The organism is Dyella flagellata, from assembly GCF_030160275.1.
Classification (GTDB): Bacteria; Pseudomonadota; Gammaproteobacteria; order Xanthomonadales; family Rhodanobacteraceae; genus Dyella_B; species Dyella_B flagellata.
In genome coordinates this window covers 48,198-72,695 of the sequence record NZ_BSOA01000040.1, presented here as the reverse complement: position 1 = coordinate 72,695, position 24,498 = coordinate 48,198, and the positions used below count along the sequence as shown (strand labels likewise).

23 protein-coding genes and 2 tRNA genes are annotated in these 24,498 nt (G+C 62.6%); 17 read left to right on the top strand and 8 right to left on the bottom strand.

The features are described from left to right. Positions 1-11: 11 nt before the first annotated feature. Both QQJ96_RS16670 and QQJ96_RS16665 read right to left on the bottom strand, forming a co-directional pair. Positions 12-2,495: an ABC transporter permease gene (locus QQJ96_RS16670; RefSeq protein ID WP_284333146.1), complete on the bottom strand. Its 2,484-nt coding sequence runs from the start codon at positions 2,493-2,495 to the stop codon at positions 12-14. Next, the gene (locus QQJ96_RS16665) at positions 2,492-3,193 is read right to left on the bottom strand and encodes an ABC transporter ATP-binding protein (RefSeq protein WP_284333145.1); all 702 of its coding nucleotides are present in this window, start codon (positions 3,191-3,193) and stop codon (positions 2,492-2,494) included. The genes QQJ96_RS16670 and QQJ96_RS16665 overlap by 4 nt, the downstream gene beginning before the upstream one ends. On the opposite strand from QQJ96_RS16665, the gene QQJ96_RS16660 reads away from it, so the two are divergent. From QQJ96_RS16660 to QQJ96_RS16650, 3 genes are all read left to right on the top strand, one after another. Beyond that, the gene (locus tag QQJ96_RS16660; RefSeq protein WP_284333144.1) at positions 3,192-3,818 is read left to right on the top strand and encodes an arylesterase; all 627 of its coding nucleotides are present in this window, start codon (positions 3,192-3,194) and stop codon (positions 3,816-3,818) included. The two genes, QQJ96_RS16665 and QQJ96_RS16660, sit on opposite strands and share 2 nt — an antisense overlap. 109 nt (positions 3,819-3,927) lie before the next feature. Beyond that, complete coding sequence (locus QQJ96_RS16655) at positions 3,928-4,659, top strand: response regulator transcription factor (protein WP_115493699.1); 732 nt, start codon at positions 3,928-3,930, stop codon at positions 4,657-4,659. A gap of 15 nt (positions 4,660-4,674) precedes the next feature. After that, complete coding sequence (locus QQJ96_RS16650) at positions 4,675-5,661, top strand: sensor histidine kinase (RefSeq protein WP_284333143.1); 987 nt, start codon at positions 4,675-4,677, stop codon at positions 5,659-5,661. A 66-nt stretch (positions 5,662-5,727) separates the two neighbouring features. Here QQJ96_RS16650 and QQJ96_RS16645 read toward each other — a convergent pair whose 3' ends face one another. Beyond that, a complete protein-coding gene (locus QQJ96_RS16645) occupies positions 5,728-7,083 on the bottom strand; it encodes a 3-oxoacid CoA-transferase subunit B (protein ID WP_284333142.1) in 1,356 nt (451 codons plus the stop codon). 190 nt (positions 7,084-7,273) lie between these two features. On the opposite strand from QQJ96_RS16645, the gene QQJ96_RS16640 reads away from it, so the two are divergent. Further along, positions 7,274-8,314, top strand: coding sequence for an isoaspartyl peptidase/L-asparaginase family protein (locus QQJ96_RS16640; protein WP_284333141.1), 1,041 nt, complete (start codon positions 7,274-7,276; stop codon positions 8,312-8,314). Positions 8,315-8,419: 105 nt separating this feature from the next. On the opposite strand, the gene QQJ96_RS16635 is transcribed toward QQJ96_RS16640, so the two are convergent. The 3 genes from QQJ96_RS16635 to QQJ96_RS16625 form a co-directional block, all read right to left on the bottom strand. Next, a complete protein-coding gene (locus QQJ96_RS16635; RefSeq protein WP_284333140.1) occupies positions 8,420-9,007 on the bottom strand; it encodes a response regulator transcription factor in 588 nt (195 codons plus the stop codon). A gap of 93 nt (positions 9,008-9,100) precedes the next feature. Next, complete coding sequence (locus QQJ96_RS16630; RefSeq protein WP_284333139.1) at positions 9,101-10,381, bottom strand: ATP-binding protein; 1,281 nt, start codon at positions 10,379-10,381, stop codon at positions 9,101-9,103. 47 nt (positions 10,382-10,428) lie between these two features. Beyond that, positions 10,429-11,979, bottom strand: coding sequence for a peptide MFS transporter (locus QQJ96_RS16625; protein ID WP_284333138.1), 1,551 nt, complete (start codon positions 11,977-11,979; stop codon positions 10,429-10,431). A 250-nt stretch (positions 11,980-12,229) separates the two neighbouring features. Between QQJ96_RS16625 and QQJ96_RS16620 the strand changes: the two genes are divergently transcribed. From QQJ96_RS16620 to QQJ96_RS16605, 4 genes are read left to right on the top strand one after another with little or no spacing between them, the layout of a single operon-like run. Further along, the gene (locus QQJ96_RS16620) at positions 12,230-12,604 is read left to right on the top strand and encodes a diacylglycerol kinase (RefSeq protein WP_284333137.1); all 375 of its coding nucleotides are present in this window, start codon (positions 12,230-12,232) and stop codon (positions 12,602-12,604) included. 52 nt (positions 12,605-12,656) lie between these two features. Beyond that, a complete protein-coding gene (locus QQJ96_RS16615; protein WP_284333136.1) occupies positions 12,657-13,277 on the top strand; it encodes a LemA family protein in 621 nt (206 codons plus the stop codon). 1 nt (position 13,278) lies between these two features. Beyond that, positions 13,279-14,163 (top strand): TPM domain-containing protein, encoded by an 885-nt coding sequence (locus QQJ96_RS16610; RefSeq protein WP_284333135.1) that lies wholly within the window; start codon positions 13,279-13,281, stop codon positions 14,161-14,163. Between the two features lies 1 nt (position 14,164). Beyond that, complete coding sequence (locus tag QQJ96_RS16605; protein ID WP_284333134.1) at positions 14,165-14,671, top strand: TPM domain-containing protein; 507 nt, start codon at positions 14,165-14,167, stop codon at positions 14,669-14,671. A 12-nt stretch (positions 14,672-14,683) separates the two neighbouring features. Here QQJ96_RS16605 and QQJ96_RS16600 read toward each other — a convergent pair whose 3' ends face one another. Beyond that, complete coding sequence (locus QQJ96_RS16600) at positions 14,684-15,214, bottom strand: GspH/FimT family pseudopilin (RefSeq protein WP_284333133.1); 531 nt, start codon at positions 15,212-15,214, stop codon at positions 14,684-14,686. A gap of 134 nt (positions 15,215-15,348) precedes the next feature. On the opposite strand from QQJ96_RS16600, the gene uvrB reads away from it, so the two are divergent. The 6 genes from uvrB to QQJ96_RS16570 all read left to right on the top strand — a co-directional run bounded on the left by uvrB (position 15,349) and on the right by QQJ96_RS16570 (position 20,204). Then, positions 15,349-17,382, top strand: coding sequence for an excinuclease ABC subunit UvrB (gene uvrB / locus QQJ96_RS16595; protein WP_284333132.1), 2,034 nt, complete (start codon positions 15,349-15,351; stop codon positions 17,380-17,382). Between the two features lie 50 nt (positions 17,383-17,432). Further along, a tRNA-Val gene (locus tag QQJ96_RS16590) sits at positions 17,433-17,507 on the top strand. A gap of 467 nt (positions 17,508-17,974) precedes the next feature. Next, on the top strand, positions 17,975-18,235 hold the full coding sequence (locus tag QQJ96_RS16585; protein ID WP_284333131.1) for a helix-turn-helix domain-containing protein: 261 nt from the start codon (positions 17,975-17,977) through the stop codon (positions 18,233-18,235). Continuing rightward, positions 18,232-19,560, top strand: coding sequence for a HipA domain-containing protein (locus QQJ96_RS16580; protein WP_284333130.1), 1,329 nt, complete (start codon positions 18,232-18,234; stop codon positions 19,558-19,560). The genes QQJ96_RS16585 and QQJ96_RS16580 overlap by 4 nt, the downstream gene beginning before the upstream one ends. A 57-nt stretch (positions 19,561-19,617) precedes the next feature. Next, a tRNA-Ser gene (locus QQJ96_RS16575) sits at positions 19,618-19,699 on the top strand. A gap of 55 nt (positions 19,700-19,754) precedes the next feature. Further along, positions 19,755-20,204, top strand: coding sequence for a HemJ family protein (locus QQJ96_RS16570; RefSeq protein ID WP_284333129.1), 450 nt, complete (start codon positions 19,755-19,757; stop codon positions 20,202-20,204). Positions 20,205-20,228: 24 nt separating this feature from the next. On the opposite strand, the gene QQJ96_RS16565 is transcribed toward QQJ96_RS16570, so the two are convergent. Next, on the bottom strand, positions 20,229-21,242 hold the full coding sequence (locus QQJ96_RS16565; RefSeq protein WP_284333128.1) for an NAD-dependent epimerase: 1,014 nt from the start codon (positions 21,240-21,242) through the stop codon (positions 20,229-20,231). A gap of 293 nt (positions 21,243-21,535) precedes the next feature. Between QQJ96_RS16565 and thrS the strand changes: the two genes are divergently transcribed. From thrS to rpmI, 3 genes are all read left to right on the top strand, one after another. Continuing rightward, positions 21,536-23,437 (top strand): threonine--tRNA ligase, encoded by a 1,902-nt coding sequence (thrS, locus tag QQJ96_RS16560; RefSeq protein ID WP_284333127.1) that lies wholly within the window; start codon positions 21,536-21,538, stop codon positions 23,435-23,437. Between the two features lie 46 nt (positions 23,438-23,483). Further along, a complete protein-coding gene (infC, locus tag QQJ96_RS16555) occupies positions 23,484-24,008 on the top strand; it encodes a translation initiation factor IF-3 (RefSeq protein ID WP_345782712.1) in 525 nt (174 codons plus the stop codon). Positions 24,009-24,287: 279 nt separating this feature from the next. Beyond that, positions 24,288-24,485, top strand: coding sequence for a 50S ribosomal protein L35 (gene rpmI, locus QQJ96_RS16550; protein ID WP_019467379.1), 198 nt, complete (start codon positions 24,288-24,290; stop codon positions 24,483-24,485). Positions 24,486-24,498 lie beyond the last annotated feature (13 nt).

Genomic DNA, 24,498 nt, shown 5'->3' with positions numbered 1-24,498 from the left:
CAGCAGACACATCACTCCGCCCGCAGCAAGCGCATGGGCGGCGTATGAGTCACCTTCCGCGTACCGGCCAGGCCTAGCAGCATGACCACGAAGGCTGCGGCCAAAGCTGCCAGCGTCAGTGGCAGCGGCTGCGGCATGAAGTCCTTGATGTGGAATACGCTGCGCCCCAGCCACCATCCGCCCAGCATGGAACCCAACGCAGCGGTGACGCCCGCGATCAGGCCGAGCAGGGCGAACTCGCACGCCGCGGCAACGCGCAGCAGCCCGCGCCGTGCACCCAGGGTGCGCAACAGTGCAGCTTCGTGGCGCCGTTCCTGTCCGCTCGTCGCCAACGCCGCCGCAAGCACCAAGGCGCCAGCCAGCAGGCTGAAGCCCAGCACCCAGCGAACTGCGCCGGTCACGCGCTGGACAATCTCGCGCACCCGGTCGAGCAGTGCGTCCACATCGACCAGGCTCAAGTTCGGATAGTCACGCGACAGCGCCGCCAGCGCCTCGGCGTTGCCACGCGGGAGATAAAAGCTGGCCAGCCAGGTATGCGGCAGTGTGCTGGCATGCGTGGGATCGAGCAGCAGGAAGAAGTTCACGCGAAATGAACTCCAATCCACGTGGCGGAAGCTGGTGATCTTCGCCTCAACCTGGCCTTCGCCCACATCGAAACGCATGCTGTCGCCGAGTTTCAGCGCGTACATGTCGCGCCACATCGTATCCACCGAGACCTCCGCTTGCGCCGGGTGAGGATCGAACCAGTGGCCGGCGATCACCTTGTTGGCGGGCGGCAAGTCGTCCGACCACGACAGGCGCAGCTGGCGATCGCTCCATTCCTTCGCGCGTTCGTCCTGGAACTTCAAGGTATCGATCGGCCTCCCGTTGATGGCGGCAAGCTTGCCGACCGCCAGCGGCATCATGTTGAGCTGGTTGGCGCCGATGCGCGCCAATGCCTTGTCGAAATCGTCGCGCTGGTCGTCTTGCAGGTTGAGCACGAACCAGTTCGGCGTATCGCCGGGCAGTTCCTTGCGCCAACCATCCAGCAATGCCGGCGCCACCACGGCCAGCAGCAGCAAGGCGGTGAGGCCCATGCTCAACGCCGTAGCTTGCACGATGCTCAGGCCACGGCGACGCGCCAGCGCGGCCATGCCCAGCCGCAGTGCCGGATGACCGCCCGGCGCAATACCCCGCGCAATCCACAGCAGCAAGGCCGCCAGCAACGCGGCGACCACGGCGACGCCAAGCAGGCTGGCGGCGAGAATGCCGGCCAGCTTGGCCGAGCCGCTGAGATTCCAGATCAGCGCCAGCGCCACCACGGCGGGGATCAGGTACAGCGCGTCGAAGCGGCGGATGCGTCGAGCCACGCTCGAGCGAAAAACCGCTACCGGCGGTATATCCGCCAAGCGTACCAACGGAGGCAGGGCAAAGCCGACCAGCACGGCGATGCCCATGCCAGCGGCAGCCAAGGCGGGCAGGATCGGCAGCTCCGTCGGCACGCCCGAGAACAATTGGCTGGCGAACATCCAGGCGGCTTGCGCCAGCACCAGCGCCAGCACTATGCCCAGCAGAGCTGCAGGTAGCGCCAGGCCACCCATCGTGCCCACCAACAAAGTAAAGACGCGGCCACGAGAAGTGCCGAGCGCACGCAGCAGTGACACTTCGTTCGTCTTGCGGCGCGCATAACGCTGCGAGGCCAGCGCGATCGCGACGCCGGATAGCAGCGCAGACAGCAACGCAGTGAGGCGCAGAAACGCACCGGCGCGATCGAACGCGCTGCGCATGCGTTCCTGGGTCTGCTCCGGCGTGATGAGTTCGCCGCCCTGCGGCAATACCGTCGATTGCGCCCACGCGCGCCAGCGCTGCACGGCGGCAGGTTCGCCTGCCAGCAGCAAGCTATGCCGTGCACGACTGTCGACGCCCAGCAATCCGGCTTGCTGGGCGTCGTTGATGCTCATCAGGGCACGGGGTGCCATGGCCACCAGCTCGCCGCCATCCGGTTGCTGGATCAGCTCGCCGGCGATGCGCAGATCGCGCCCGCCGACCTGCACGCTGTCGCCCACGCGCCGGTTCAGCCCGACCAGCGCGCGATGATCGAGGAATACATTTCCGGCCGTTGGCCCGTGATTAGGCGCTCGCCGACCCTGTGCGTCCGCTACCAGCAAGGTGCCACGCAACGGATATGCGGTATCGGCAGCAAGCACGTCCAGCAATTGACTCCGTTGTCCGGCGAACGCAACGCTGGGAAAACTTGCCGTGCGCGTGATCGACAAATCGCGTTGCCGACCCGCCACCGCAAATTTGCCTGGAATGGGTTGCGGTGCCGATAGGCCCAGATCGCCGCCGATCAACTCCGCCGCACTGGCGAGTACCCCGCGCTCCATGCGCGTGCTGAGCGTCGCCACCACGCCCAGCGCCACCACGGCCAGCACCAGGGATGCAGCGAGCGTGCGCAACTCCGGCAGATGCCATTCGCGGCGCAGGCTGCGCAAGGCAAGCAGCAGCATTTTCATGTCAGCGGCTCCAGCCGGCCTTCTTGCAGTTCCGCACGTCGCATGCAGCGTTCAGCCAGTTGCAGATCGTGCGTGACCAGGACCAGGGTGGTGTGATGATCGCGATTGAGCGCGAACAGCAGGTCGCATACGTGTCGCCCGGTACGTCGGTCCAGATTCCCGGTGGGCTCATCCGCGAACAATACGCGCGGGCCGTGCACGAAGGCGCGTGCGATCGCGACGCGTTGCTGTTCGCCACCGGAAAGTTGCGCCGGATAGTGCTTGCGGCGCGAACCGAGTTCGACCGCATCCAGCGCTTCGCGCGCTTTTTCCCGCGCATCGGCGTGGCCTTCCAGCTCCAGCGGGAGCATCACGTTCTGCTCGGCGGTGAGTGCCGGCAGCAAGTGGAACGACTGGAACACGAAGCCCACCAGGCGCCGGCGCAGGTCCGCGCGGGCTTCCTCGTCGAGCCGCTCCAGTGCGTGGCCATCGAGGTGGATGCTGCCGCGCGTGGGCGTATCCAGGCCGGCGAGCAGGCCGAGCAGGGTGGTTTTACCGGAGCCGGAGGCACCCACGATGGCGAAACTCTCGCCCGCGCTTACCTGCATGGCGACATTGCTGAGGATGTCCAGCCTTCCCTCGGGACCGTTCACCGACTTGCTAACATCGCGCACTTCCAGCACCTGAGCTTCAACCACCGGACGAGAACCACCACTCATGCGTCGTTTCCTATGTTTGTTGCTGCTGCTGGTTTGCGGCAGCGCTGCAGTGCAGGCGGCATCCACGCCGACGGCACCTGCGAAAACCGTGCTCGTGCTTGGCGACTCGCTGTCCGCCGCACACAACATTCCCGCAGAGGCAGGCTGGGTGCATCTGCTGGAAGTACGTCTCAAACAGATGGAGCCGGGCTGGACGGTGATCAATGCCAGCATCAGCGGTGAAACCTCGGTTGGCGGGCGCAATCGCTTGCCGGCGCTGCTGACGCAGCACCACCCGCGCATCGTGGTGGTCGAGCTTGGTGCCAATGACGGGCTGCGAGGCCTGCCGCTGGCCGGCTTGTGTGGCAACCTGACCGCCATGGTCGATGCGGCCCAGCGCGCCGGCGCCAAGGTACTGCTGCTGGGCATCGAATTGCCGGTGAACTACGGACCGCAGTATCGCGATGGTCTGCGTGCCGTGTATGCGGACCTTGCCCGTGAGAAGCACACAGCGCTGCTGCCGTTCCTGCTGGAAGGGGTGGCTCTGAATCCGGCCCTGATGCAGGAAGATGGCTTGCACCCGGTGGCAGCCGGCGAGCCGCACGTTTTGGACAACGTTTGGCCAAAACTTCAGCCGCTGTTCTAGCGAGCGAGCCCATCACCACGTTTTCATCCGCTTAAATTCACGTCGCCCTTACCCCCTGGAGGATTAGCCTTCACAAATGTGAAGACCACCCTGGATGACGAGGCGAAACATGAGTTCACGTGACGAGCATGCAGGGCTGATCCTGCTGGTAGAAGACAACCGTCAGATCGCTGAAATGGTCGGGGAGTTCCTCGAACGGCGCGGCTACTCCGTTGATTTTGCTCAAGATGGTGTGAGCGGACTGCATCTGGCGGTATCCAATAGCTACGACGTGGTGGTGCTGGACCTGATGCTGCCGGGCATCGATGGCCTTGACGTCTGTCGCAAGCTGCGCGGCGACGCCAAGAAGTCCACCCCGGTGCTGATGCTGACGGCGCGGGACACCTTGGAGGACAAGCTGGTCGGCCTGGAGGCCGGTGCGGACGACTACCTAGTGAAACCCTTTGAGGTGCGGGAATTGGAGGCGCGCCTGCGGGCCCTGATCCGCCGTGACCGCCGCCAGGTATCCAGCGAAGTGCTGACGGTGGGCGACATGACCCTGGATACGGCCACCTTGCGGCTTACTCGTGCCGGGCAGGAGCTGACGGTCTCTCCGATTGGGCTGAAGCTGCTGGCGATCCTGATGCGCGAATCGCCCCGCGTGGTAAGCCGGCGCGACATCGAGCGGGAGATCTGGGGTGATACCCTGCCTGATTCGGACACCTTGCGCTCGCATCTGTACAACCTGCGTCGGGTGATCGACAAGCCGTTCGATCGCCCCTTGCTGCACACCATCCATTCGGCCGGCTACCGTCTTGCCGACCTGGAGGCCGAGACCACTCCCGCCAGCCACATCGCGTAACCGCCCAAAGCCTACATGACCACCACGGGTGCCCAAGTGCCGCGCGCGGAACACGCGCGCGGCGGTTTTCAACGCCGCCTGCTGCTGATTTTCGGCATGCAGCTGATGGCCGTCGTCGTGGTGTGCCTGATGGGCTATTACAACGTGGCGCCGGCTTTCGCGGTGATATTGCTGATCGTCATCGTCAGTGGGCTCACCTGGCTGGCCACCGAGCGGATCTGGCGACAGGTCAGTGTGCTGGCGCGGTGGGTGGGCAACTGGAAGGAGGGCCAGACCGACCTGGACGCCTTGCAGTCCGATCGCCTGCGTCAGACCGATAGCGACATCGCCACGCTGGCGCGCGGCTTCCACAACTTCGCCAGCCGGATCGCCGGCTACAACGAACGCGAACGCAATTTTACCCGCGACGCCAGCCACGAGCTGCGCAGCCCGCTCACCGTGATCAAGATGTCCACCGACATGTTGTCGGACGAGGCGGGCATGAGCGAATTCGGCAAACGCAGCGTGCAGCGCATCCGGCGCGCCACGCGCGAAATGGAGTCGCTGGTGGAGGCCTTGCTGATCCTGGCGCGTGAGGCCGACAACGGACAGAGCGAGCAGGAATTCGTGGTGAACGACGTGCTGCGCGACGAACTCGCCAACGCGCGCGAGATGTTGCACGGTCATCCGATCGAACTGCGTCTGGAAGAGCCGGCGAAATTCGCCCTGCACGGCTCGCCGCGCGTGTTCGCCGTGTTGTGCTGGCAATTGATTCGCCATGCGAGCCAGTACACTGGGCAAGGTATCGTGCAGGTCACGGTATTGCCCGGCTTGGTGAGCGTCAGCGCCACGGCGGGTGGTGAACAGGACCATCCACCAGCGCCGGGGCAGCGCGGTTTCGAATATGCCATCGCGCAACGTATCAGCGAGCGCTTTGCGTGGCCGCTGAGCCTGCATGTGCAAGGCGGCAATCGCTACGTGGCCGAGATCCGGTTTCCGAAACCGGTGCCGGTTTCGGCGTAGGCCACCTCGTTGCCGTGGGCTGGGATTGCCATCCCAGCCTACGCGGCAAGTTCGTGCAAAGGCGCGTCAGCTGAGCGATGCGCTCACTTCGAACGAACACCCTGTCTTCGCCTTCACGTCTTCCACCGTCACCCCCGGCTGCAGTTCGACCAGCGTCAGCCCCTTGCCTTTCGCCACTTCGAACACGCAAAGGTCGGTGATGATCAGGTCTACCACCTGCTTGCCGGTCAAGGGCAGATCGCACTCGGCCTTGATCTTTGGCGAACCGTCTTTCGCGGTGTGCTCCATCAGCACCACCACGCGCTTCACGCCGCTGACTAGGTCCATCGCGCCGCCAGGTCCCTTCACCATCTTGCCCGGCACCATCCAGTTGGCCAGGTCGCCGTTGCAGGACACTTCCAGCCCGCCGAGGATCGACAGATCGATGTGCCCGCCGCGGATCATCGCAAACGATTCGGCGCTGGAGAAATAGCTCGAACCGGGCAGGGCGGTGATGGTCTGCTTGCCGGCATTGATCAGATCCGGATCCACGTGGGCTTCGTCCGGGAACGGGCCGATGCCGAGCAGGCCGTTCTCCGATTGCAGCGTCACGTCCATGCCCGGCGGAATGAAGTTCGCCACCAGGGTGGGAATGCCGATGCCCAGATTCACGTAGAAGCCGTCGCGCAATTCCTTCGCCGCTCGTTGCGCCATCGCCATGCGGATCGGGCTTTCCTTGCCGGTGTTGGCGCCGGCCAGGGTGCGGAACTCGATGCGCTTCTCGTAGTTACCGCCCTGGACGATGCGGTCTACGTAGATGCCCGGAACATGGATCTGGTTGGGATCGAGCTCGCCCACTTCCACCAGCTCTTCCACCTCGGCCACGCAAACCTTGCCGCAGGTGGCGATCATGGGGTTGAAGTTGCGCGCGGTCTTGCGGAACACCAGGTTGCCGAGCCGGTCGCCCTTCCAGGCCTTTACGATCGAAACGTCGGCGTGAATGGCTTCTTCGAGCACGTATTCCTTGTCACCGAAGCGCTTGGTTTCCTTGCCCTCGGCCAGCTTGGTGCCGAATGCCGTACGCGTGTAGAACCCCGGGATGCCCGCGCCCCCCGCGCGCAGCTTCTCAGCCAGCGTGCCTTGCGGCACCAGATGCAGTTCCAGTTCGCCGGCCAGCACCTGGCGCTCGAATTCCTTGTTCTCGCCCACGTAGGAGGCATACACGCGCTTGACCTGGCGCGTCTTCAGCAGCGGGCCCATGCCGAAATCGTCCACGCCGGCATTGTTGCCGACGATGGTCAAGCCCTTGGTGCCGGCGGCGAGCAGGGCTCCGATCAGGTTTTCTGGAATGCCGCACAAGCCGAAGCCGCCGGCGGCGATGGTCATGCCGTCGAACAGCAAACCGTCCAGAGCCTTCGTCGCACTTGCGTAGACCTTTTCCATGAGGATGCCTTTGTTGCGGGGGACAGCTCCTAAGGATACGACGGATCGATGACGGGGCGTGCTGTACGAAGGTCGCAGAGCCTTCCGACCAAGCCGTAAGGGGTATTCGGAAAAGGGCGCACAGCGTGTTGACGCGAGCATCGACCGCGGCTGGGTATACTCGTCCTACTGTTGGCAGGAGAGCGGTGGAATGCTTCGTTGCCTGCTGGTTGCGCTCATCGTCCTGGGAGTCGCTGGTGTGAGCCATGCCGTTTCGCCGGTGCTGGTCATTCATGGCGGGGCCGGCGTGATCAAGCGCGATATCGATCCGGCCAAGGACAAGGCGGTGCGCGCGGCGATGACCAAAGCACTGCAAGATGGCTACGCGCAACTCAAGGCCGGCAAGCCGGCGATCGACGCCGTGGCGGCAGCCATCACCGTGCTCGAAGACGATGCCCATTTCAACGCGGGCAGGGGCTCAGTATTCACGCACGATGGCAAGACCGAGATGGATGCCGCCGTGATGGAAGGAGAAAGCTTGCGCGCAGGGTCGGTGGCGGGCGTGCAGCACGTGAAGAACCCGATCCTGTTGGCGCGGGCGGTGATGGAGCACTCGCCGCACGTCATGCTGATCGGCGAGGGCGCCGAAGCGTTTGCCAGGGAGCAGGGCATCACCTTGGTTGACACCGCTTATTTCCGCACCGAAGAACGCTGGCGGCAATGGCAGAAGGCGTTGAAGGAAGACAGCGAAAAAAAGCCGCACGACGATCATGGCCCCGCGAAGCACTTTGGAACCGTCGGTGCAGTCGCGCTCGATAGCGCCGGACACCTCGCTGCCGGTACGTCCACCGGTGGCATGAATGACAAACGTTGGGGCCGCGTGGGTGATTCCCCCATCATCGGTGCCGGCACCTACGCGAACGCCCGCTGCGCCGTCTCGGGCACGGGCTGGGGCGAGTTCTACGTGCGCACCGTCGCCGCGCATGAGATCTGCATGAAGGTGTCGATGCTGGGCGAGCCGGTGCAGCGCGCCGCCGCCGAAGTGATCAATCAGCAGATCCCTGCCATGGGCGGCAGTGGCGGCGCCATCGCCCTGGATACGGACGGCAACATCGCGATGCCATTCAATACCGATGGCATGTACCGGGGCTGGATCGGTGCGGACGGCGTGCCGCACGTGGCGATCTACGATGATGAGCCGGATCCGTCGAATCATCAGCCGGCGCCGGCAGCACCCTCTTCGACCAAGTGAACTCAACTGCGCGTAGGCTGGGATGATAATCCCAGCTTTCCACGCGGCATTTCGATGCTGGGATTACCATCCAGCCTACGTGCGCAATAGCGCGGCTATGGCTATTCAACTGCCCTGGTTCGGCCGCTCGCGTACCGGATGCTTGCTCAGCTTGCGCTGCAGCGTGCGGCGGTGCATGCCTAGGCGACGTGCGGTTTCGGAGATATTGCCGTCGCACTCGGTGAGCACGCGCTGGATGTGTTCCCATTCCAGCCGGCGCAGGGCGAGCGGGGCTTCCGGTGCGTCGATCACCTCATCCTCGCTTTGTTGCACCGTTTCGCCTTCGAGCAAGGCTCGGACGACCGCATCGGCATCGACCGGTTTGGCCAGATAGTCGTGGGCGCCGCGCTTGATCGCTTCGACGGCGGTGGCGATGGAGGCGTAACCGGTAAGCAGCAGGATGCGCACATCGGGCACCAGCTCGCGCAGTTCGGGAATCAGGCGCAAGCCGTTTTCCTCGCCGAGCTTGAGGTCCAGTACGCAATGGCGAGGTTGATGGCGTTGCGAAAGCGTGCGTGCTTCATCGGCGTTGGCGGCGGTAATCACTTCAAAGCCGCGCGAGGTCAAGGCCCGGGTAAGAACGCGCACGAAAGTGGCATCGTCGTCCACGATCAACAATGGACGTGAGCCGCTGGTGGGGGTGGGGGAGTTCATGTGCTGCTTCTGCTCGTCTTTAGCCTGCCTATTTTGCCGGATATGCGGCTCGCGTGCGCGTCGGCGGCGTTCTAGGGATGCTCTGAGCCGGGGTTATGCCCCCTGGGAGACGGTGGATAGAGGCAGCCGCAGGCACATTTCCGCGCCATTTTCCGTGTTGCGTGTGATCAATTCGCCAGCCAGCCGTTCGGCGGTGGCTTCGGCCAACGCCAGGCCGATACCCAGGCCGCTTTGCTTGCCGCTCTCGCCCAGGGTCGCATGGGGGCTGGTGGGAGCGAAGCCAGGGCCGTGGTCGCGCACGATCCAGTCCAGCCATTGGCCATCCCGGCGCACCTCCAGCGTCACGCTGTTCGAATTGCGCAGTGCTGATGCATCGACGGCGTTATTGAGCAGGTTGAGCAAGGCATGACGCAGGCCCGGTGGCGTGCGCAGTACCAGCTGGTCAAGTTGCGCGGGTACGTGCAATTCCAGCTCCGCTTCAGGGCGCAGCAACTGGAAGCGCTTGAGGCAGCCATGGATGAAGGCCGCCAGCGTGGCCCGTTCGGATTCCTGCGACAGCTGCGCCTTGCCGAAGGCAACCATCTCGCGGAGGATGGTACGGCAACGCTCCACCTGGCCTTCCAGCAAAGCCAGATCCTCGGCCAGGGCGGCATCTGACGCATGCTCGCGCCGCAGTTCCGGCAATAACGTGCGCATGGTGGAAAGCGGCGTGTTGAGTTCATGCGCCGCGCCGGCCGCCTGCGTGGCGATGGCCATGATCCCTTCGTCGCGCAAGGCACGCTCGCGTACCCGCTGGACTTCCTGCTGCTGGGTGCGCACCGCGGTGGCCAGCCGATTGATGAAGAAGCCGAGCAACAAGGCGGTAATGCCGAAGTTCACGCCCATGCCCGCCACATGCAGCGAGAAGCCGTGATCGTTCACCGTCAGCTCGTTCATTGGCAATGGCACGTACCAGCGCAATAGCACGAAGTACGCAGCACCGGCAGTGGCGGCCACGGCGAGGATCGCGCGCCCCGACAAGGCTGCTGCGCTAAGTGCGATGGGAACCAGCAGCAAGGTGACGAACGGGTTCCTGGCGCCGCCGGTGAAGTAGAGCAGATAGCCCAGTACCAGCGTATCGGCGACGATATGACACACCGTTTCCCACTCGCGCACCGGCCATGGCTGGCTGATGCGCCATGCGGCAAACGCGGCGAACACGGCGAGCAGGTCGATGCCGAGCAGCAGCGAAAGCGTGGGGATGTCGATGTGCATCCACCAGGAACACACCATCACCGCCATGCTTTGGCCGGCGATGGCACACAGGCGCAGCCACGCGAGAGTACGCGTGAGCGCGAACGGCCCGAAGGGCTGATTGAGCGGATGTTGCGGCATGACCGCAGCCTAGCAGGCCCCTCTCTCCGAAGGGGAGAGGGCGCAATTTAAGGCGTATCAAACTCCTCGCTGCGCGCGGCGGGCAGCGGCCCGAAGTTGGCCGCTGCGCCGGAATGCCTGGCCGACAGCTTGTTCATCAGCGGCAGGATCAGGATGGCGACGACGGTGCAGCCGATGCCCACGAAGCCGAGGATGTTGAACAGATGCGTGTAGATACCCAGCGATTGCACCGGGTCGGTGAGGTTGTCCGGAATATGCGCGATGTTGGCCACCACGCTGCCGAGGTATTGCGAAATACCCACCGCCACATAGTAGGCGCCCATCATGAAGCCACCCATGCGCTCGGGTACGTAGCGCGCGATCATCGCCAGGCCCAGGCCGCTGACCAGCAACTCGCCCAGTGAGTACAGGCCATAGCCCCAGATCATCACCCACGAAGAAACCTGGCCGTTCACGGCCCAGGTTGCGCCAAAGCCATACATGAAGAAGCCGAGCGCCACCGCTGCGAAACCCCACGCGAACTTCGTCGCCACGGAAGGATCCTTGCCGAGATTGCCGAGCGAGTTGTAGATGAAGACCAGCACCGGGCTCAGCAGCACGATCCAGATGGCATTCAAGTTCTGGTACTGCTCGGGGATCCAGTTGAACAGATGGAAGCCGAAGATCGAGAACGAAAGATCCACGTTGCGCTGCGCAAACAGATTCAACGACGTCGCCATTTGCGCGTAGAAAATGAAGAAGAAGATCGTCTGCACCGTCAGCACCAGCGCCGCCGTGAGGCCTGCGCGTTCGTTGGGCTGGCTGCTGCGGATCAGGTGCACGAAGATGATCAGGATCACGACGCCGGCGCCGTACACGCACCACTCGGCGATGGTTTCGCTTTGCAGGATGAAGGCGGCGATAAACACCGTCGCCAGCGCCGCCAGCAACACTGCGCCCAGGCGCTTGAAGTCGAGCGGGCGTTCGTCGCTGGGCGAGCCGATATGCGACAAGGTACGTCGCATCAGCGAGTAATTGATCAGGCCCAGCACCAGGCCGACGGAACATGCGCCGAAGGCCGTATGCCAGCCCAGGTCATCGCCGAAGAGTGCGCCGATGTAGTTGCGGATCCAGGGCGTTGCGGTCATCGAAACCATCGAGCCGATGTTCACCGCCATGTAATAGATGGTGAAGGCGCTATCGATGCGCGTTTCGTCGCCTTCGTAGATCTTGCGCACCAGGTTGCCGGCGTTGGGTTTGAAGAAGCCGTTGCCGACCACGATCACGCCGAGGGAAAGATAAGTGATGTAGGCGTTTTCCGTGGGTATCCATAGCATCCCGTAACCGAGTGCGAGGATGGTGGCGCCCATCAGCATGGTGCGCCGCGTGCCCAGCAGTTTGTCGCCGACCCAGCCGCCGATCGCGGGCGTGGCGTAGATCAATGCCGCTGCCGCGCCCCAAACGAGATTGGCCTTGGTATCGACAAAACCCAGCTTCTTCATCATGAAGGTGACCATCAGTACCTGCATGCCGTAGAAGCCGAAGCGCTCCCACATTTCGATCAGGAAGACCGTGGTGAAGGAGCGGGTCGGTGAAACAGTTCGGGTGAGTGTGGTCATTCGGCGCTTCCGTAAATACGTGTACTGCAAGGTCAAAATCGACCTGTTTTTGCCGTAGGCTAGGCATATTCACCGCAGCGTAACGCAAATGTCATTAGCGAAAAGTTGCAATGCGGCAAGCGAAATCCTGCGATGCGCCTGTGTGCCTGCTGGCTTATGGCATCATGACCGCCTTGTTGCCGCCCTCCGGGAGCCTTAGCCGCCATGCAGAAAAGTGCCGCAATTCCCTTCTGGGCCAACCTTTTTAGCCATGCCCGGTAACGGGTTTCGCGGCGATCCGCGCCAGCTGTGGCGCGCCTTCCGATGGTCGATGAGCGGCCTCAGGGCAGGTTGGCGTCACGAGGCCTCGTTTCGGCTGGAGGCGATGCTAACGGTCATTCTGGTTCCGGTCGGCTTGTGGGTCGGAAACGGTGCGTTGGAGAAAATCGCCCTGGTGTTTCCGGTCATCCTGGTGCTGTCGGTTGAGCTGCTCAATTCGGCGATCGAGGCGGTGGTGGACAAGGTCAGCCCTGAGTTCCACGAACTGGCCGGCCGGGCCAAGGACATGGGCTCGGCCGCGGTATTCCTGTTGCTGGTGCTGGTGGTGCTGTGCTGGGGTTTGATCCTGGGGCCGCGCTGGTTTTGACCTTGAACAAGCCTGGTGCTGCAATGGCCGTCAACAGGAAAGGAGCCTTCCCATGAAATGTCTACGCGTTCTTGTGCTGTTGCTACTGGCTGTCATGCTGACCGGTTGCGGCTACAACTCCATCCAGAAGCAGGACGAAGTGGTCAAGGCGCAATGGTCCGAAGTGCTCAACCAGTATCAACGGCGCGCGGACCTGGTGCCGAACCTGGTCAACACCGTGAAGGGGTATGCCGCGCACGAGGACAAGATTTTTACCGAGGTGGCCCAAGCGCGTTCGCGCGCAGGCAGCATCCAGGTAACCCCTGAGCTGGCGAACAATCCTGAAGCACTGGCCAAATTCCAGGCCGCGCAGGGTCAGCTCACCAGCGCCTTGTCGAGGCTGATGGCGGTAAGCGAGAGCTATCCGAACCTGAAGGCGGACGGCGTGTTCCAGAATCTGCAGGCGCAGCTGGAGGGCACGGAGAACCGTATCGCGGTGGCGCGCAATCGCTACATCCAGGCGGTGCAGCAGTACAACTCGTTGGTCCGCAGCTTCCCCAGCAATCTCACTGCCAAGATGTTCGGCTACCAGGTGAAGCCGAATTTCTCGGTGGAGAACGAAAAGGCGATTTCCGCCGCGCCGACCGTGGAATTCGGCAACGGCACGCCTGCGCCTACTGCTTCGGCGCATTGACATGGCACGGCGCGGATTGCGCCTGTGGATGATCCTGGCGATAGCCTTGCTGTCGCCCTGGATGGTATTGCGTGCAGACGATCAGCCTGCGATACCCAAGCTTGCGCGTCACGTAACTGATCTGACCGGCACGCTGACTTCCCAGCAAATCGATCAGCTTGATGCGCAGCTCGTCGACCTGGAAAAACTCAAAGGCGCGCAACTCACCGTGCTGATGGTCGGCAGCACCCAGCCCGATGAAATCGAGGATTATTCGTTGCGCGTGGCCGAGGCCAACAAGGTCGGCCGCAAGGGTGTCGACGATGGTGTATTGCTACTCATCGCCAAGCAGGATCGGCAAGCGCGTATCGAGGTCGGCTATGGGCTGGAAGGGGCGATTCCCGATGCTGCGGCAGCCCGCATCATTCGCGAATACCTCGCGCCGAAGTTTCGCAACAACGACTACTTCGGCGGTATCCATGATGCCGTGGGTGCGCTTACGCAATTGATTGACGGTGAACCTCTTCCGCCGCCCGTACGTGGCAACGAGGCCCGGCATGGCTCCAATCTGCAAGGTCTGTTTTTCATTGCTCTGTTCGCGCTGATCGGGATGCGCGGCATCTTCGGTCGCACGCCTGCGCTAGTACGGGCTCCCCTGGGCGGGTTCGTGGTGGGTGGCGTGCTGTGGATGTTGGCGTCGGTCGGCGTCGGAATTGTTGGCGGCATTCTCGGCGGCCTGTTCATGTTGCTGCCGTCCAGTTCCAATCGATCCATTGGTGGCGGTGGCTGGGGCGGTTGGGGTGGCGGCGGGTTTGGCGGTGGCGGCTTCGGTGGTAGCGGTGGCGGTGGCGGCTTCAGTGGTGGGGGCGGCAGTTTCGGTGGAGGCGGTGCCTCCGGGAGCTGGTGACATGTCTACCCGTACGCAACGAATCATGGCGAATCTGTTCGAAGGCTGGTTCCAGCTTCGGCGGCGCTTTCCGTCTGAACTGCTGGATGACATGACCGCAGCGATCGCCGATGGCGAACGCACACACCTGGGCGAAGTGCGCTTTGCCGTCGAATCGCGCCTTCCTTTGCCGGCGGCATGGGCGGGACTGGATGCCAGCGAACGTGCGCGGCAAGTGTTCGGGCAGCTCGGAGTGTGGGATACCGAACACAACTGCGGTGTGCTCATCTATGTGCTGATGTCGGAGCATCGCATCGAGATCGTGGCCGATCGCGGCATTGCGCGGCGTGTAAAGCAGGAAGAGTGGACGGCGATCTGTGGCGGCATGCGGGAAAATTTTGCGGCCGGGCAATGGCGCGCTGGCGCGTTGCACGGCATTACCCAGGTGCATGCGCTGTTGGCGCAGCATTTCCCAAGCCATGGCCGGGCGCGGCCGGATGAATTGCCGGATCGTCCGGTGTTGCTTTGAATAAACCTCCAGTCACCTGCCTGCCGGGCATTTGGCCACATCCTCCCGTTCGGGGGGTGCAGCCCTGATTCGCCCCTGCATCGCTACGCGTACCACGCGGATTCGTGGCGGCCTCTCGTGTGTGCACAATACAAGGCGCTGCAGGGTGCCAGCGGAACCGCCATCGGGCTTGAACCAGAAATGTTTCTTGTCGCTGCCCACGATGCGGATCGATGGGGAATACCTGCCTCCGGTGTAAAGCGGTTTTCCTTCTACCTGTTGCTTGCCGCTCGGATCGCGCCCGATCAACCACCCGCCCTCCCATTGGTTGTCCAGATTGCAGGTGAGCGCATTGCGGCTGGGGCAAAAAATAGTGCGTACCTGTTCGTTCACGGCCAGATTGCGCGCATGCTGCAAGGCTGCCATGTAGTCACTCTGCGCGACGCGCAATTCATAGCCCACCACCAGGCGGCGGAAGGCGGGTATGGCGATCGTCGCCAGTACGGCCAGCACCGCCAGGGCGATGATCTGCTCGATCAGACCGAAACCTCGCAGCTTGGTCATCTTCATTCAGGCCATGCTAGGCCCCGTTTCTGTCAGGCCAATCGGCGTGCGGCAGGGAGTCCGGTCAGGCTCTGCTGACAAATCATGTCAGTACGGGTGTTTAAAATGGCCCGGAGCACCCGCAGGTGAAGCCCATGACCGATCGCGACCGTTTTGAACTCGTTTCCAGCTACCAGCCTTCCGGTGACCAGCCCGAGGCCATCCGGCGCCTGGTCGAAGGCTTCGAATCCGGCCTGGCGGGGCAGACCCTGCTGGGCGTCACTGGTTCGGGCAAGACCTTCACCATCGCCAATATGGTGGCCCAGGTGCAGCGGCCCACCATCGTGCTGGCGCCGAACAAGACCCTGGCGGCACAGCTCTACGGCGAGTTCAAGGAATTCTTCCCGCACAATGCGGTGGAGTACTTCGTCAGTTACTACGACTACTACCAGCCAGAAGCGTATGTGGTCGCCTCCGATACCTATATCGAGAAGGACGCCTCGATCAACGATCACATCGAACAGATGCGGCTGGCCGCGACCAAAGCACTGCTTTCGCGCAAGGATGCATTGATCGTCGCCACCGTTTCGGCCATCTACGGCCTGGGTGACCCGGAAGACTACCTGTCACTGCGCCTGATCCTCGCGCGTGGCGAGCGCATCGATCAGCGTGCGCTGATCCGCCAGCTCACCGAGCTGCAGTACACGCGCAACGAAACCGAGCTGCGCCGCGGCACCTATCGCGTGCGCGGCGAGGTCATCGACGTATTTCCGGCCGAATCGGAAACCGAGGCGCTACGCATCGAGCTGTTCGACGGCGAAGTGGAAAATCTTTCGCTGTTCGATCCACTCACCGGTGAAACCATCCGCAAGGTGCCGCGCTACACCGTCTATCCGCGTACCCATTACGCCAGTACGCGCGAGAGCGTGCTCAATGCTATCGAGACCATCAAGGTGGAGCTGAAGGAGCGCCTGGAGCTGCTCTACAAGGAAAACCGCCTGGTAGAAGCGCAGCGGCTGGACCAGCGCACGCGCTTCGACATCGAGATGATGGCCGAGGTCGGCTATTGCCAGGGCATCGAGAACTACTCGCGCCATCTCACCCGCCGCGCGCCAGGCGAACCGCCGCCGACCTTGTTCGATTACCTGCCGCCCGATGCGCTGCTGGTGGTTGACGAATCGCACGTCACCATGCCGCAGCTCGGTGCGATGTACAAAGGCGATCGCTCGCGCAAGGAAACGCTGGTGGAATTCGGCTTCCGCCTGCCGTCGGCGATGGACAATCGCCCGCTGCGCTTCGAGGAATTCGAGCGCCGCGCTCCGCGCACGATTTACGTGTCCGCCACGCCGCGCGATTATGAGCTGCAAAAATCCGGCGATGCGGTGGTAGAACTGGTGGTGCGGCCCACCGGCCTGGTCGATCCGGAAGTGGAAGTACGGCCAGTGCGCACCCAGGTGGACGATCTGCTGGGCGAGGCGAAGAAGCGCATCGCGATGGGTGACCGCGTGCTGGTTACCACGCTGACCAAGCGCATGGCGGAGAACCTCACCGAATACCTCAGCGAGCACGATGTTAAGGTGCGCTACCTGCACTCGGACATCGAAACGGTGGAGCGTGTGGAGATCATTCGCGACCTGCGCCTGGGCGAGTTCGACGTACTGGTGGGCATCAACCTGTTGCGCGAGGGCTTGGACATGCCTGAGGTGTCGCTGGTGGCGATACTCGACGCCGACAAGGAGGGCTTCCTGCGCTCGACCGGCTCGCTGATCCAGACCATCGGCCGCGCGGCACGCAACGTGCGCGGCAAGGCGATCCTCTACGCCGACCGAGTCACTCGCTCGATGCAGGCGGCGATGGATGAAACCGGTCGTCGTCGAGAAAAGCAGGTGGCCTGGAACCAGCAGCACGGCATCACGCCGCAATCCGTCGTGCGCCGCATTGCCGACATCATGGAGGGCGCGCGCAGCGAGGCGCCGGGCAGAGGTCGGGGCAAGGGTTCGCGTGGCCGCGCCACCGGCGTGGCGGAGCAGGCGGCCGACTATGCGAGCCTGGACGCCGACCAGGCCGCCGCGATGATCAAGCGGCTGGAGGCCGATATGCGCAAGCACGCGGAGAATCTGGAGTTCGAGGAGGCGGCCCGCCTGCGTGACCGCATTCAGCGGCTTCGCGAACAGGCTTTGCGTGAGTAGGGTGGTTCGGGTAGACTACGCGGCTCGCGCGGCGTGCCGTGCGATGCTACGGGCGGTTAGCTCAGCGGTAGAGCACTTCCTTGACATGGAAGGGGTCACAAGTTCGATCCTTGTACCGCCCACCAATTAAATCAGTGCGCCTGAGTTTGGTGTCATCTAAAAAAGGCAAGCACGAGAGAGCTACGTAAAACCGTCCTGTCATGGGGCGGTTTTTTGTTGGCGGCGTAACAAATTGTTGCGCAGGCGAAATCTGTTGATCGCTTGCGTCTGCACATGCCGCGATGATCGCTGTTGATCGCACTTCGCGATGTATACCGGTGGGCATCAGCACCATCACCACCAACTGCTTATACATCGCTCACCAACACACCAGCACTGCTGCGGGCGCCGGCATCAGTTCGATGTGCCGACGTAACTGGCACGAGCCATCCTCCGGTTTTTGCGGACGCGTTGCAGGTCGCTAAAAATCCTCACAAGCGTGAGGAATCTTAAGAGCCGGCCGACCCACGAGACCCAATCCGCACGTTCGTGTGGATTTTCGGGTGTTATAGCCTTATCTTGGACAAATCCTTATAAGCGTGAGGATTCGCCTGTGAAAGTAATCCTGAAATCCGCCAAAGACCTGGGGCCGGTACTACGTGCAGTCCGCAAGGCCCAGAACATGCGCCAAGATGACACGGCGGGCAGCATGCAAGTGAGCGAGAACTTCCTGTCGAAAGTCGAGCGCGGGTCGGACACCGTGCAATGGGGCCTGCTGTACCGCGTGCTGACCGACCTCGGCGTTCGCATCGAGCTGGATGTGCCGGACAGCGCAGCCGATCGCGTTCGTCGGATTATGGATGGTGACGCATGACCGTCCGCCGGTTGGTCGCTTGGTTGGACAAACAACGCGTCGGCGCTATCGAGGAAGAGGCCGGGCTCTGGCGCTTCGTTTACGACGAGGCCTGGACACGATTTCCCCTCAGCCCTGCGCTTGATCCGAAAGCCTCGCCGATCGTTGACGGCGCTACCAAGCGCCCGGTGCAGTGGTACTTCGACAACCTCCTGCCCGAGGAAGGCCAGCGCGCGCTTTTGGCCAAGGACGCCAAGATCGACCAAGCCGACGCGATGGGTCTCTTGGCTTATTATGGTCGCGAGTCGGCTGGCGCGCTGACCCTTCTCCCTGAAAGCGAATTCGTGCCAGATGCGGATGGCTTGCGTCCACTGCAAGACGCCCGCCTCTCCGAACGCATCCGTCAGCTGCCCGCACTACCGCTGACGCACGCGGCCACCAAACGTATGTCCTTGGCTGGTGCCCAGCACAAGCTGGCTGTGGTCGTGCGCGACGGAGTGCTCTATGAACCGCTGGGCTCAGAACCGTCCACTCACATCTTGAAGCCGGATCACCCCGACCAGGACTTCGCCCATTCCGTCATCAATGAGTGGTTTGTGATGAAGCTGGCTGCCTCAATGGGACTTGAGGTGCCGTGGGTCGATCGGCGATACGTTCCTGAGCCCGTATACCTGGTGGCGCGCTTCGACCGCCAGGACGATGGTGGGCAAACGCGGCGCATCCACGCCATCGACGCCTGTCAGCTGTTGGGTCTGGCGCCGTTGTTCAAATACAAAGAAGGCAGCATTGATGCTCTGCGGCAGCTGGCTGACCAATGCCAGCTTAGAGCAGCGGCACGCCTACGCATGTTCCGCTGGCTGGCATTCAACGTGTTGGTGGGGAACGGTGACGCTCACCTCAAGAACTTGAGCTTCCTGGTCGATGAGCGCGGTGTGAATATCTCACCGCACTATGACTTGTTGAGCACTTCGGCCTACGACACGAAAGCCATGGGCAAGGATGCCTGGCCTCAGCTCTCTGAGCTGGCGTGGACGATCCGCGATAAGCTCAAGTTCGCTGACATGTCGACTGAGCTACTGGTGGCGGCCGGGAGCGATCTGGGCATCAATTCGAGCGCGACGACCCGTATTCTCATGGATATGGCGGGGCGCATCGACGCCAGGGCGGAGGTGCTCCTTGCGAACTTGGTGCACGAAAATCGGCAGATCGTGGCAGCAAGGCCGGAGCTTGGCGTGACCCTTGCGGGGGAAGAGCGCTGCATTCGCGCCATTGTCCACATCGTCATCCGTGAGATGTCATCCAGGCTGCGCCAGACGCGGATGCAGGGCCTTGGCTTTGGGGCATGACCCGCTGATCAGGTGGCACCACATGGTCCGCGGGAGGTCATCGGCGACTGCAGCAACGGGGTGCTGGACAATCTGAAACATTTCAATGCCGTCCTTGACATGGAAGGGGTCACAAGTTCGATCCTTGTACCGCCCACCAATTCCCGATAAAACGGCGTGCTTCGGCACGCCGTTTTCGTTTTTGGGAGCTGGGCATGGTTTATCTGTGGGTCAAGACGTTTCATCTGTTGTTCGTCATCGCCTGGATGGCGGCCGTGTTCTACCTGCCGCGCATCCTGGTGAACATTGCCGAGGCAGGTGGTGATGCGGCAGTAACGGCGCGTTTGTACCTGATGGGGCGGCGGCTGTACCGCTTCGGGCACAACCTGTTCGGCCTGGCCTTTCTACTTGGGCTGGCGCTGTGGCAGGGGTGGCGGGTATTTCCAGGTGCCTTGCCCAATGTTGTCGCCTCGATGCACTGGATCGACGCCAAGCTCGGCCTGGTGGCGCTGCTGCTGGCGTATTTCGTGTGGATGGGGCGTGTGCTCAAGCGTGGCGAAAAGGGTGGCGCACTGCCGTCCTCACGTACTTTGCGCGTGTTGAACGAACTGCCCGTGCTGGTGTTGCTGGGCGTGCTCTACCTGGTGTTGGCGAAACCGTTCTAGCGTAGGTTGGGGTTTGCACCCAACCTACGCCGCGATGCGGTGATACTCGCGATACCACTTCACAAACTTGGCCACGCCTTCCTCGATCGAGGTGCTTGGTGCGTAGCCGACATCGCGCCGCAGTGCCGATACATCCGCCCAGGTATCGGGGACGTCGCCGGGCTGCATCGGCAACAAGCGTTTCTCGACCGTGCGACCCAGGTTCTGCTCCATCAGTTCAATGAAGCGCATCAGCTGAACTGGCTGGTCGTTGCCGATGTTGTACAAACGATACGGTGCGCTCGATGCGCCCGGATTGGGTTGAGTCGCGTCGTAGTTCAAGTCGGGCTGGGCGACATGATCCAGGGTGCGGATCACGCCTTCGACGATGTCGTCGACAAAGGTGAAGTCGCGGCTGTGGTTGCCGTGGTTGAACACGTCGATCGGCTCGCCGCGCGTGATGCGGTCGGCGAACAGGATGGGCGACATGTCCGGCCTTCCCCATGGCCCGTAGACCGTGAAAAAACGCAGGCCGGTGGTAGGCAGGTCGTACAAATGGCTATAGGTATGCGCCATCAGTTCGTTGGCTTTCTTGCTGGCCGCGTACAGGCTCACCGGATGGTCGACGGCGTCTTCCACCGCGAAGGGCAGTTTGCGATTCGCGCCATAGACGGAACTGGAGGAGGCGTAGACCAGGTGTTCTACCCGATTGTGCCGACAGGCCTCCAGGATGTTGACGAAACCGACCAGGTTGCTCTGCACGTAGGCCTGCGGGTTCTTCAACGAATAACGTACCCCGGCCTGGGCGGCCAGGTTGACCACGCGCTGGGGCTGGAAGTCGTGAAACAGCCGGTTCAGCGCTGCGGCATCAGCGAGGTCGCAGCGCAGATGCGAGTAGTTCGGGTGCTCGGCGAAGCGGGCCAGGCGGGCTTCCTTCAGCGCCGGGTCGTAGTAGTCGTTGTGGTTGTCGATGCCATGAACCTGATCGCCCCGGGCCAAAAGACGTTCCGTGAGGGCGGCGCCAATAAAGCCGGCCGAACCGGTGACGAGTACACGCATCGCAGTGTCCTTATGGTGAGGTGGCTATTTTAGGGGGCTCAGGTCCATTTTGCGTGGACGTCGCCGTTACTGTCCGTCCGCATGCCTTCGACCCGTCGGGCTGAATTGACACGGCCGCCGCGCTAAACTAGCGTTCGCTTTCTTACATCACCAGGACAAGGTGGCTCAGCGCCCAGGCGCCGGCCGAGTGTGCGACATGGCAACTACGAGCTTCCAGCGCTGATCCCCGCCACGCCTTGTGTTCAAAAAAAGGGCGCCGGGCGCCCTTTTTTGTTTGCTAGAGATATCTGTTCATGATCGAAATCACGCTACCTGACGGCAGCAAACGCCCCTTTGACCATCCTGTTACGGTCGGGGACGTGGCTGCCTCCATCGGCGCCGGCCTGGCCAAGGCAACCCTGGCCGGCAAGGTCGATGGCAAGCTCGTGGACGCCGGCTTCACCATCGGCCACAACGCCAGCCTCGAAATCGTCACCGAGAAAAGCCAGGACGCGCTGGAGATCCTGCGCCATTCCACCGCCCACTTGCTGGCCCAGGCGGTGCAGCGCCTGTTTCCCGGCGCCCAGGTAACGATCGGCCCGGTGATCGACAACGGCTTCTATTACGACTTTGCCTACGAACGCCCCTTTACGCCCGACGATCTGGAGAAGATCGAGGCGGAGATGGAAAAGATCGTGAAGGAACAGCTGCCGGTCACGCGCAGCGTGAAATCGCGCGACGACGCGATCGAGTTCTTCCGGGGCATCGGCGAGGAATACAAGGCCGAGATCATTCAAGGCATTCCGCAGAACGAGGAGCTTTCGCTCTACACGCAGGGCGAATTCACCGACCTGTGCCGCGGTCCGCACGTGCCCAATACGGGCAAGCTGCGCGCGTTCAAGCTGATGAAGGTGGCTGGCGCGTATTGGCGCGGCGACTCCAACAACGCCATGCTCACGCGCATCTATGGCACCGCGTGGTTGAGCGACAAGGATCTGAAGGCCTACCTGCATCAGCTGGAGGAGGCCGAAAAGCGCGACCACCGCAAGATCGGCAAGGCGCTGGACCTGTTCCACCAGCAGGAAGAAGCGCCCGGCATGGTGTTCTGGCACCCCAATGGCTGGGCCATCTGGCAGACGGTGGAGCAGTATGTGCGCGGCGTGTACCGCAAGAACGGTTACCAGGAAGTGCGTGGTCCGCAGATCATGGACGTGAGCCTGTGGAAGAAGTCCGGCCACTGGGACAACTACCAGGAAAACATGTTCTTCACGGAGTCGGAGAAGCGCACCTACGCGCTCAAGCCGATGAACTGCCCCGGCCACGTGCAGATCTACAACACCACGCTGCACAGCTACCGTGACCTGCCGGTCCGCTACGGCGAATTCGGCGGCTGCCACCGCAACGAACCCTCGGGTGCCCTGCACGGCATCATGCGCGTGCGCGCGTTCACCCAGGACGATGGTCACATCTTCTGCACGGAAGAACAGATTGAATCGGAAGTGACCGCCTTCCATCAGCAGGCCATGAAGGTGTACGCCGACTTCGGCTTCGACGACATCGCGTTGAAGATCGCCTTGCGCCCCGACAAGCGCATCGGCGGCGACGAGGTGTGGGATCGCGCCGAGCATGCCCTGCGCGCGGCGTTGAGTGCGGCCGGCGTGCAATGGGAGGAGCTGCCGGGCGAGGGCGCCTTCTACGGCCCGAAGATCGAGTACCACATGAAGGATTCGATCGGCCGTGCCTGGCAGGTTGGCACCATGCAGGTGGACTTCATGATGCCCGAGCGCCTGGGCGCCGAATACGTGGACGAGCACAGCCAGCGCCGGCACCCGGTGATGTTGCACCGGGCCATCGTCGGCTCGATGGAGCGTTTCATCGGCATCCTGATCGAACACCACGCCGGCAACCTGCCGGCATGGCTGGCGCCGGTGCAGGCGCAGGTCTTCAGCATTACCGACGCCCAGGCGGACTATGTCCGGACGGTAACGCAAGCCCTTGTCGACAAAGGCTTCCGGGTGCACGCCGATTTGCGCAACGAAAAGGTCGGCTATAAAATCCGCGAACATACGCTGCAGAAAGTGCCCTACCTGCTTGTGGTCGGCGATCGCGAAAAGGCTTCGGGGGCTGTTTCCGTGCGTACGCGCTCGGGTGAAGACCTTGGCAGCATGCCGCTGGCCAGCTTCATCGAACGCTTGGAGGCCGAGACGCGGCGCTGATGAAGCCGCCCGGCCGATCACATAAACACTTCTGGAGGATAGTGGTATCGCCACCACAGAAACTAAGGGCAACCGTCGCAACCATGAGATCCGCGTGCCGCGCGTGCGCGTGATCGGGCCGGATTCCGAGCAGATGGGTATCCTTACCCGCGACGAGGCGCTGCGCGCAGCCGAGGAAGCCGGGCTCGACCTGGTCGAGATCCAGCCTAACGGCGATCCGCCGGTCTGCCGCATCATGGATTACGGCAAGTTCAAGTTCGAAGCCCAGAAGAAGGCCCAGGCCGCCAAGAAGAAGCAGAAGCAGGTCGAGATCAAGGAAGTGAAGTTCCGTCCGGTCACGGACGTGGGCGACTACCAGATCAAGCTGCGCAACATGCTTCGCTTCCTGGAAGAGGGCGACAAGGTCAAGGTCACCATCCGCTTCCGCGGCCGCGAGATGTCCCACCAGGATCTGGGCCAGGACCTCGCCAAGCGCATCCAGGAGGATGTGGGCGAGCACGGCATGGTCGAGTCCTTCCCGCGCCTGGAAGGCCGCCAGATGGTGATGATGATCGGGCCGAAGAAGAAATAAGCCCGCCAGGGAGGGGGCTCGCCCTGTAGGCTGGGACGACAATCCCAGCATTGCCATGTATGCCGTACCGTGAAGCTGGGATCGTCATCCCAGCTTATGCGGTGGGTCTAGTTTTAGGCCCCCGACCTCCGTATAATCGCCGGTTCGACCCGCAAGGAAGGGTCGTGAACCGATCCTGGCAGGACGGAAAGCGCAGCCCCATGCATGGGGGTCGCCGCCAGATCAGTCAGAAACCGGGGTGGCTCTTAAATCGAGCAAGCACCCATCAAGGAGCATTCCATGCCCAAGATCAAGACCAACCGCGCGGCGGCGAAGCGTTTTCGCAAGACCGCGTCCGGCAAGTTCAAGGCCGGCCATGCGTTCAAGTCGCACATCCTGACCAAGAAGTCGACCAAGCGTAAGCGCAACCTGCGCGCCACCAACCACGTCAAGGCATGCGACACCAAGGGCGTCGCGCGCATGTTGCCGTATCTCTGAGCGGGAGGACTTA

Excerpts from the sequence above, each read along its gene's own strand:
- QQJ96_RS16650 (WP_284333143.1), top strand. The coding sequence starts at position 4,675 with ATGACCACCACGGGTGCCCAAGTGCCGCGCGCGGAACACGCGCGCGGC.
- thrS (WP_284333127.1), top strand. The coding sequence starts at position 21,536 with ATGATCGAAATCACGCTACCTGACGGCAGCAAACGCCCCTTTGACCAT.
- QQJ96_RS16660 (WP_284333144.1), top strand. The coding sequence starts at position 3,192 with ATGCGTCGTTTCCTATGTTTGTTGCTGCTGCTGGTTTGCGGCAGCGCT.
- QQJ96_RS16600 (WP_284333133.1), bottom strand. The coding sequence starts at position 15,214 with ATGACCAAGCTGCGAGGTTTCGGTCTGATCGAGCAGATCATCGCCCTG.
- QQJ96_RS16670 (WP_284333146.1), bottom strand. The coding sequence starts at position 2,495 with ATGAAAATGCTGCTGCTTGCCTTGCGCAGCCTGCGCCGCGAATGGCAT.
- QQJ96_RS16570 (WP_284333129.1), top strand. The coding sequence starts at position 19,755 with ATGGTTTATCTGTGGGTCAAGACGTTTCATCTGTTGTTCGTCATCGCC.
- QQJ96_RS16610 (WP_284333135.1), top strand. The coding sequence starts at position 13,279 with ATGGCACGGCGCGGATTGCGCCTGTGGATGATCCTGGCGATAGCCTTG.
- QQJ96_RS16615 (WP_284333136.1), top strand. The coding sequence starts at position 12,657 with ATGAAATGTCTACGCGTTCTTGTGCTGTTGCTACTGGCTGTCATGCTG.
- QQJ96_RS16655 (WP_115493699.1), top strand. The coding sequence starts at position 3,928 with ATGAGTTCACGTGACGAGCATGCAGGGCTGATCCTGCTGGTAGAAGAC.
- QQJ96_RS16630 (WP_284333139.1), bottom strand. The coding sequence starts at position 10,381 with ATGCCGCAACATCCGCTCAATCAGCCCTTCGGGCCGTTCGCGCTCACG.
- QQJ96_RS16640 (WP_284333141.1), top strand. The coding sequence starts at position 7,274 with ATGCTTCGTTGCCTGCTGGTTGCGCTCATCGTCCTGGGAGTCGCTGGT.
- QQJ96_RS16580 (WP_284333130.1), top strand. The coding sequence starts at position 18,232 with ATGACCGTCCGCCGGTTGGTCGCTTGGTTGGACAAACAACGCGTCGGC.
- QQJ96_RS16620 (WP_284333137.1), top strand. The coding sequence starts at position 12,230 with ATGCCCGGTAACGGGTTTCGCGGCGATCCGCGCCAGCTGTGGCGCGCC.
- QQJ96_RS16645 (WP_284333142.1), bottom strand. The coding sequence starts at position 7,083 with ATGGAAAAGGTCTACGCAAGTGCGACGAAGGCTCTGGACGGTTTGCTG.
- uvrB (WP_284333132.1), top strand. The coding sequence starts at position 15,349 with ATGACCGATCGCGACCGTTTTGAACTCGTTTCCAGCTACCAGCCTTCC.
- QQJ96_RS16565 (WP_284333128.1), bottom strand. The coding sequence starts at position 21,242 with ATGCGTGTACTCGTCACCGGTTCGGCCGGCTTTATTGGCGCCGCCCTC.
- QQJ96_RS16605 (WP_284333134.1), top strand. The coding sequence starts at position 14,165 with ATGTCTACCCGTACGCAACGAATCATGGCGAATCTGTTCGAAGGCTGG.
- QQJ96_RS16665 (WP_284333145.1), bottom strand. The coding sequence starts at position 3,193 with ATGAGTGGTGGTTCTCGTCCGGTGGTTGAAGCTCAGGTGCTGGAAGTG.
- QQJ96_RS16625 (WP_284333138.1), bottom strand. The coding sequence starts at position 11,979 with ATGACCACACTCACCCGAACTGTTTCACCGACCCGCTCCTTCACCACG.
- rpmI (WP_019467379.1), top strand. The coding sequence starts at position 24,288 with ATGCCCAAGATCAAGACCAACCGCGCGGCGGCGAAGCGTTTTCGCAAG.
- QQJ96_RS16635 (WP_284333140.1), bottom strand. The coding sequence starts at position 9,007 with ATGAACTCCCCCACCCCCACCAGCGGCTCACGTCCATTGTTGATCGTG.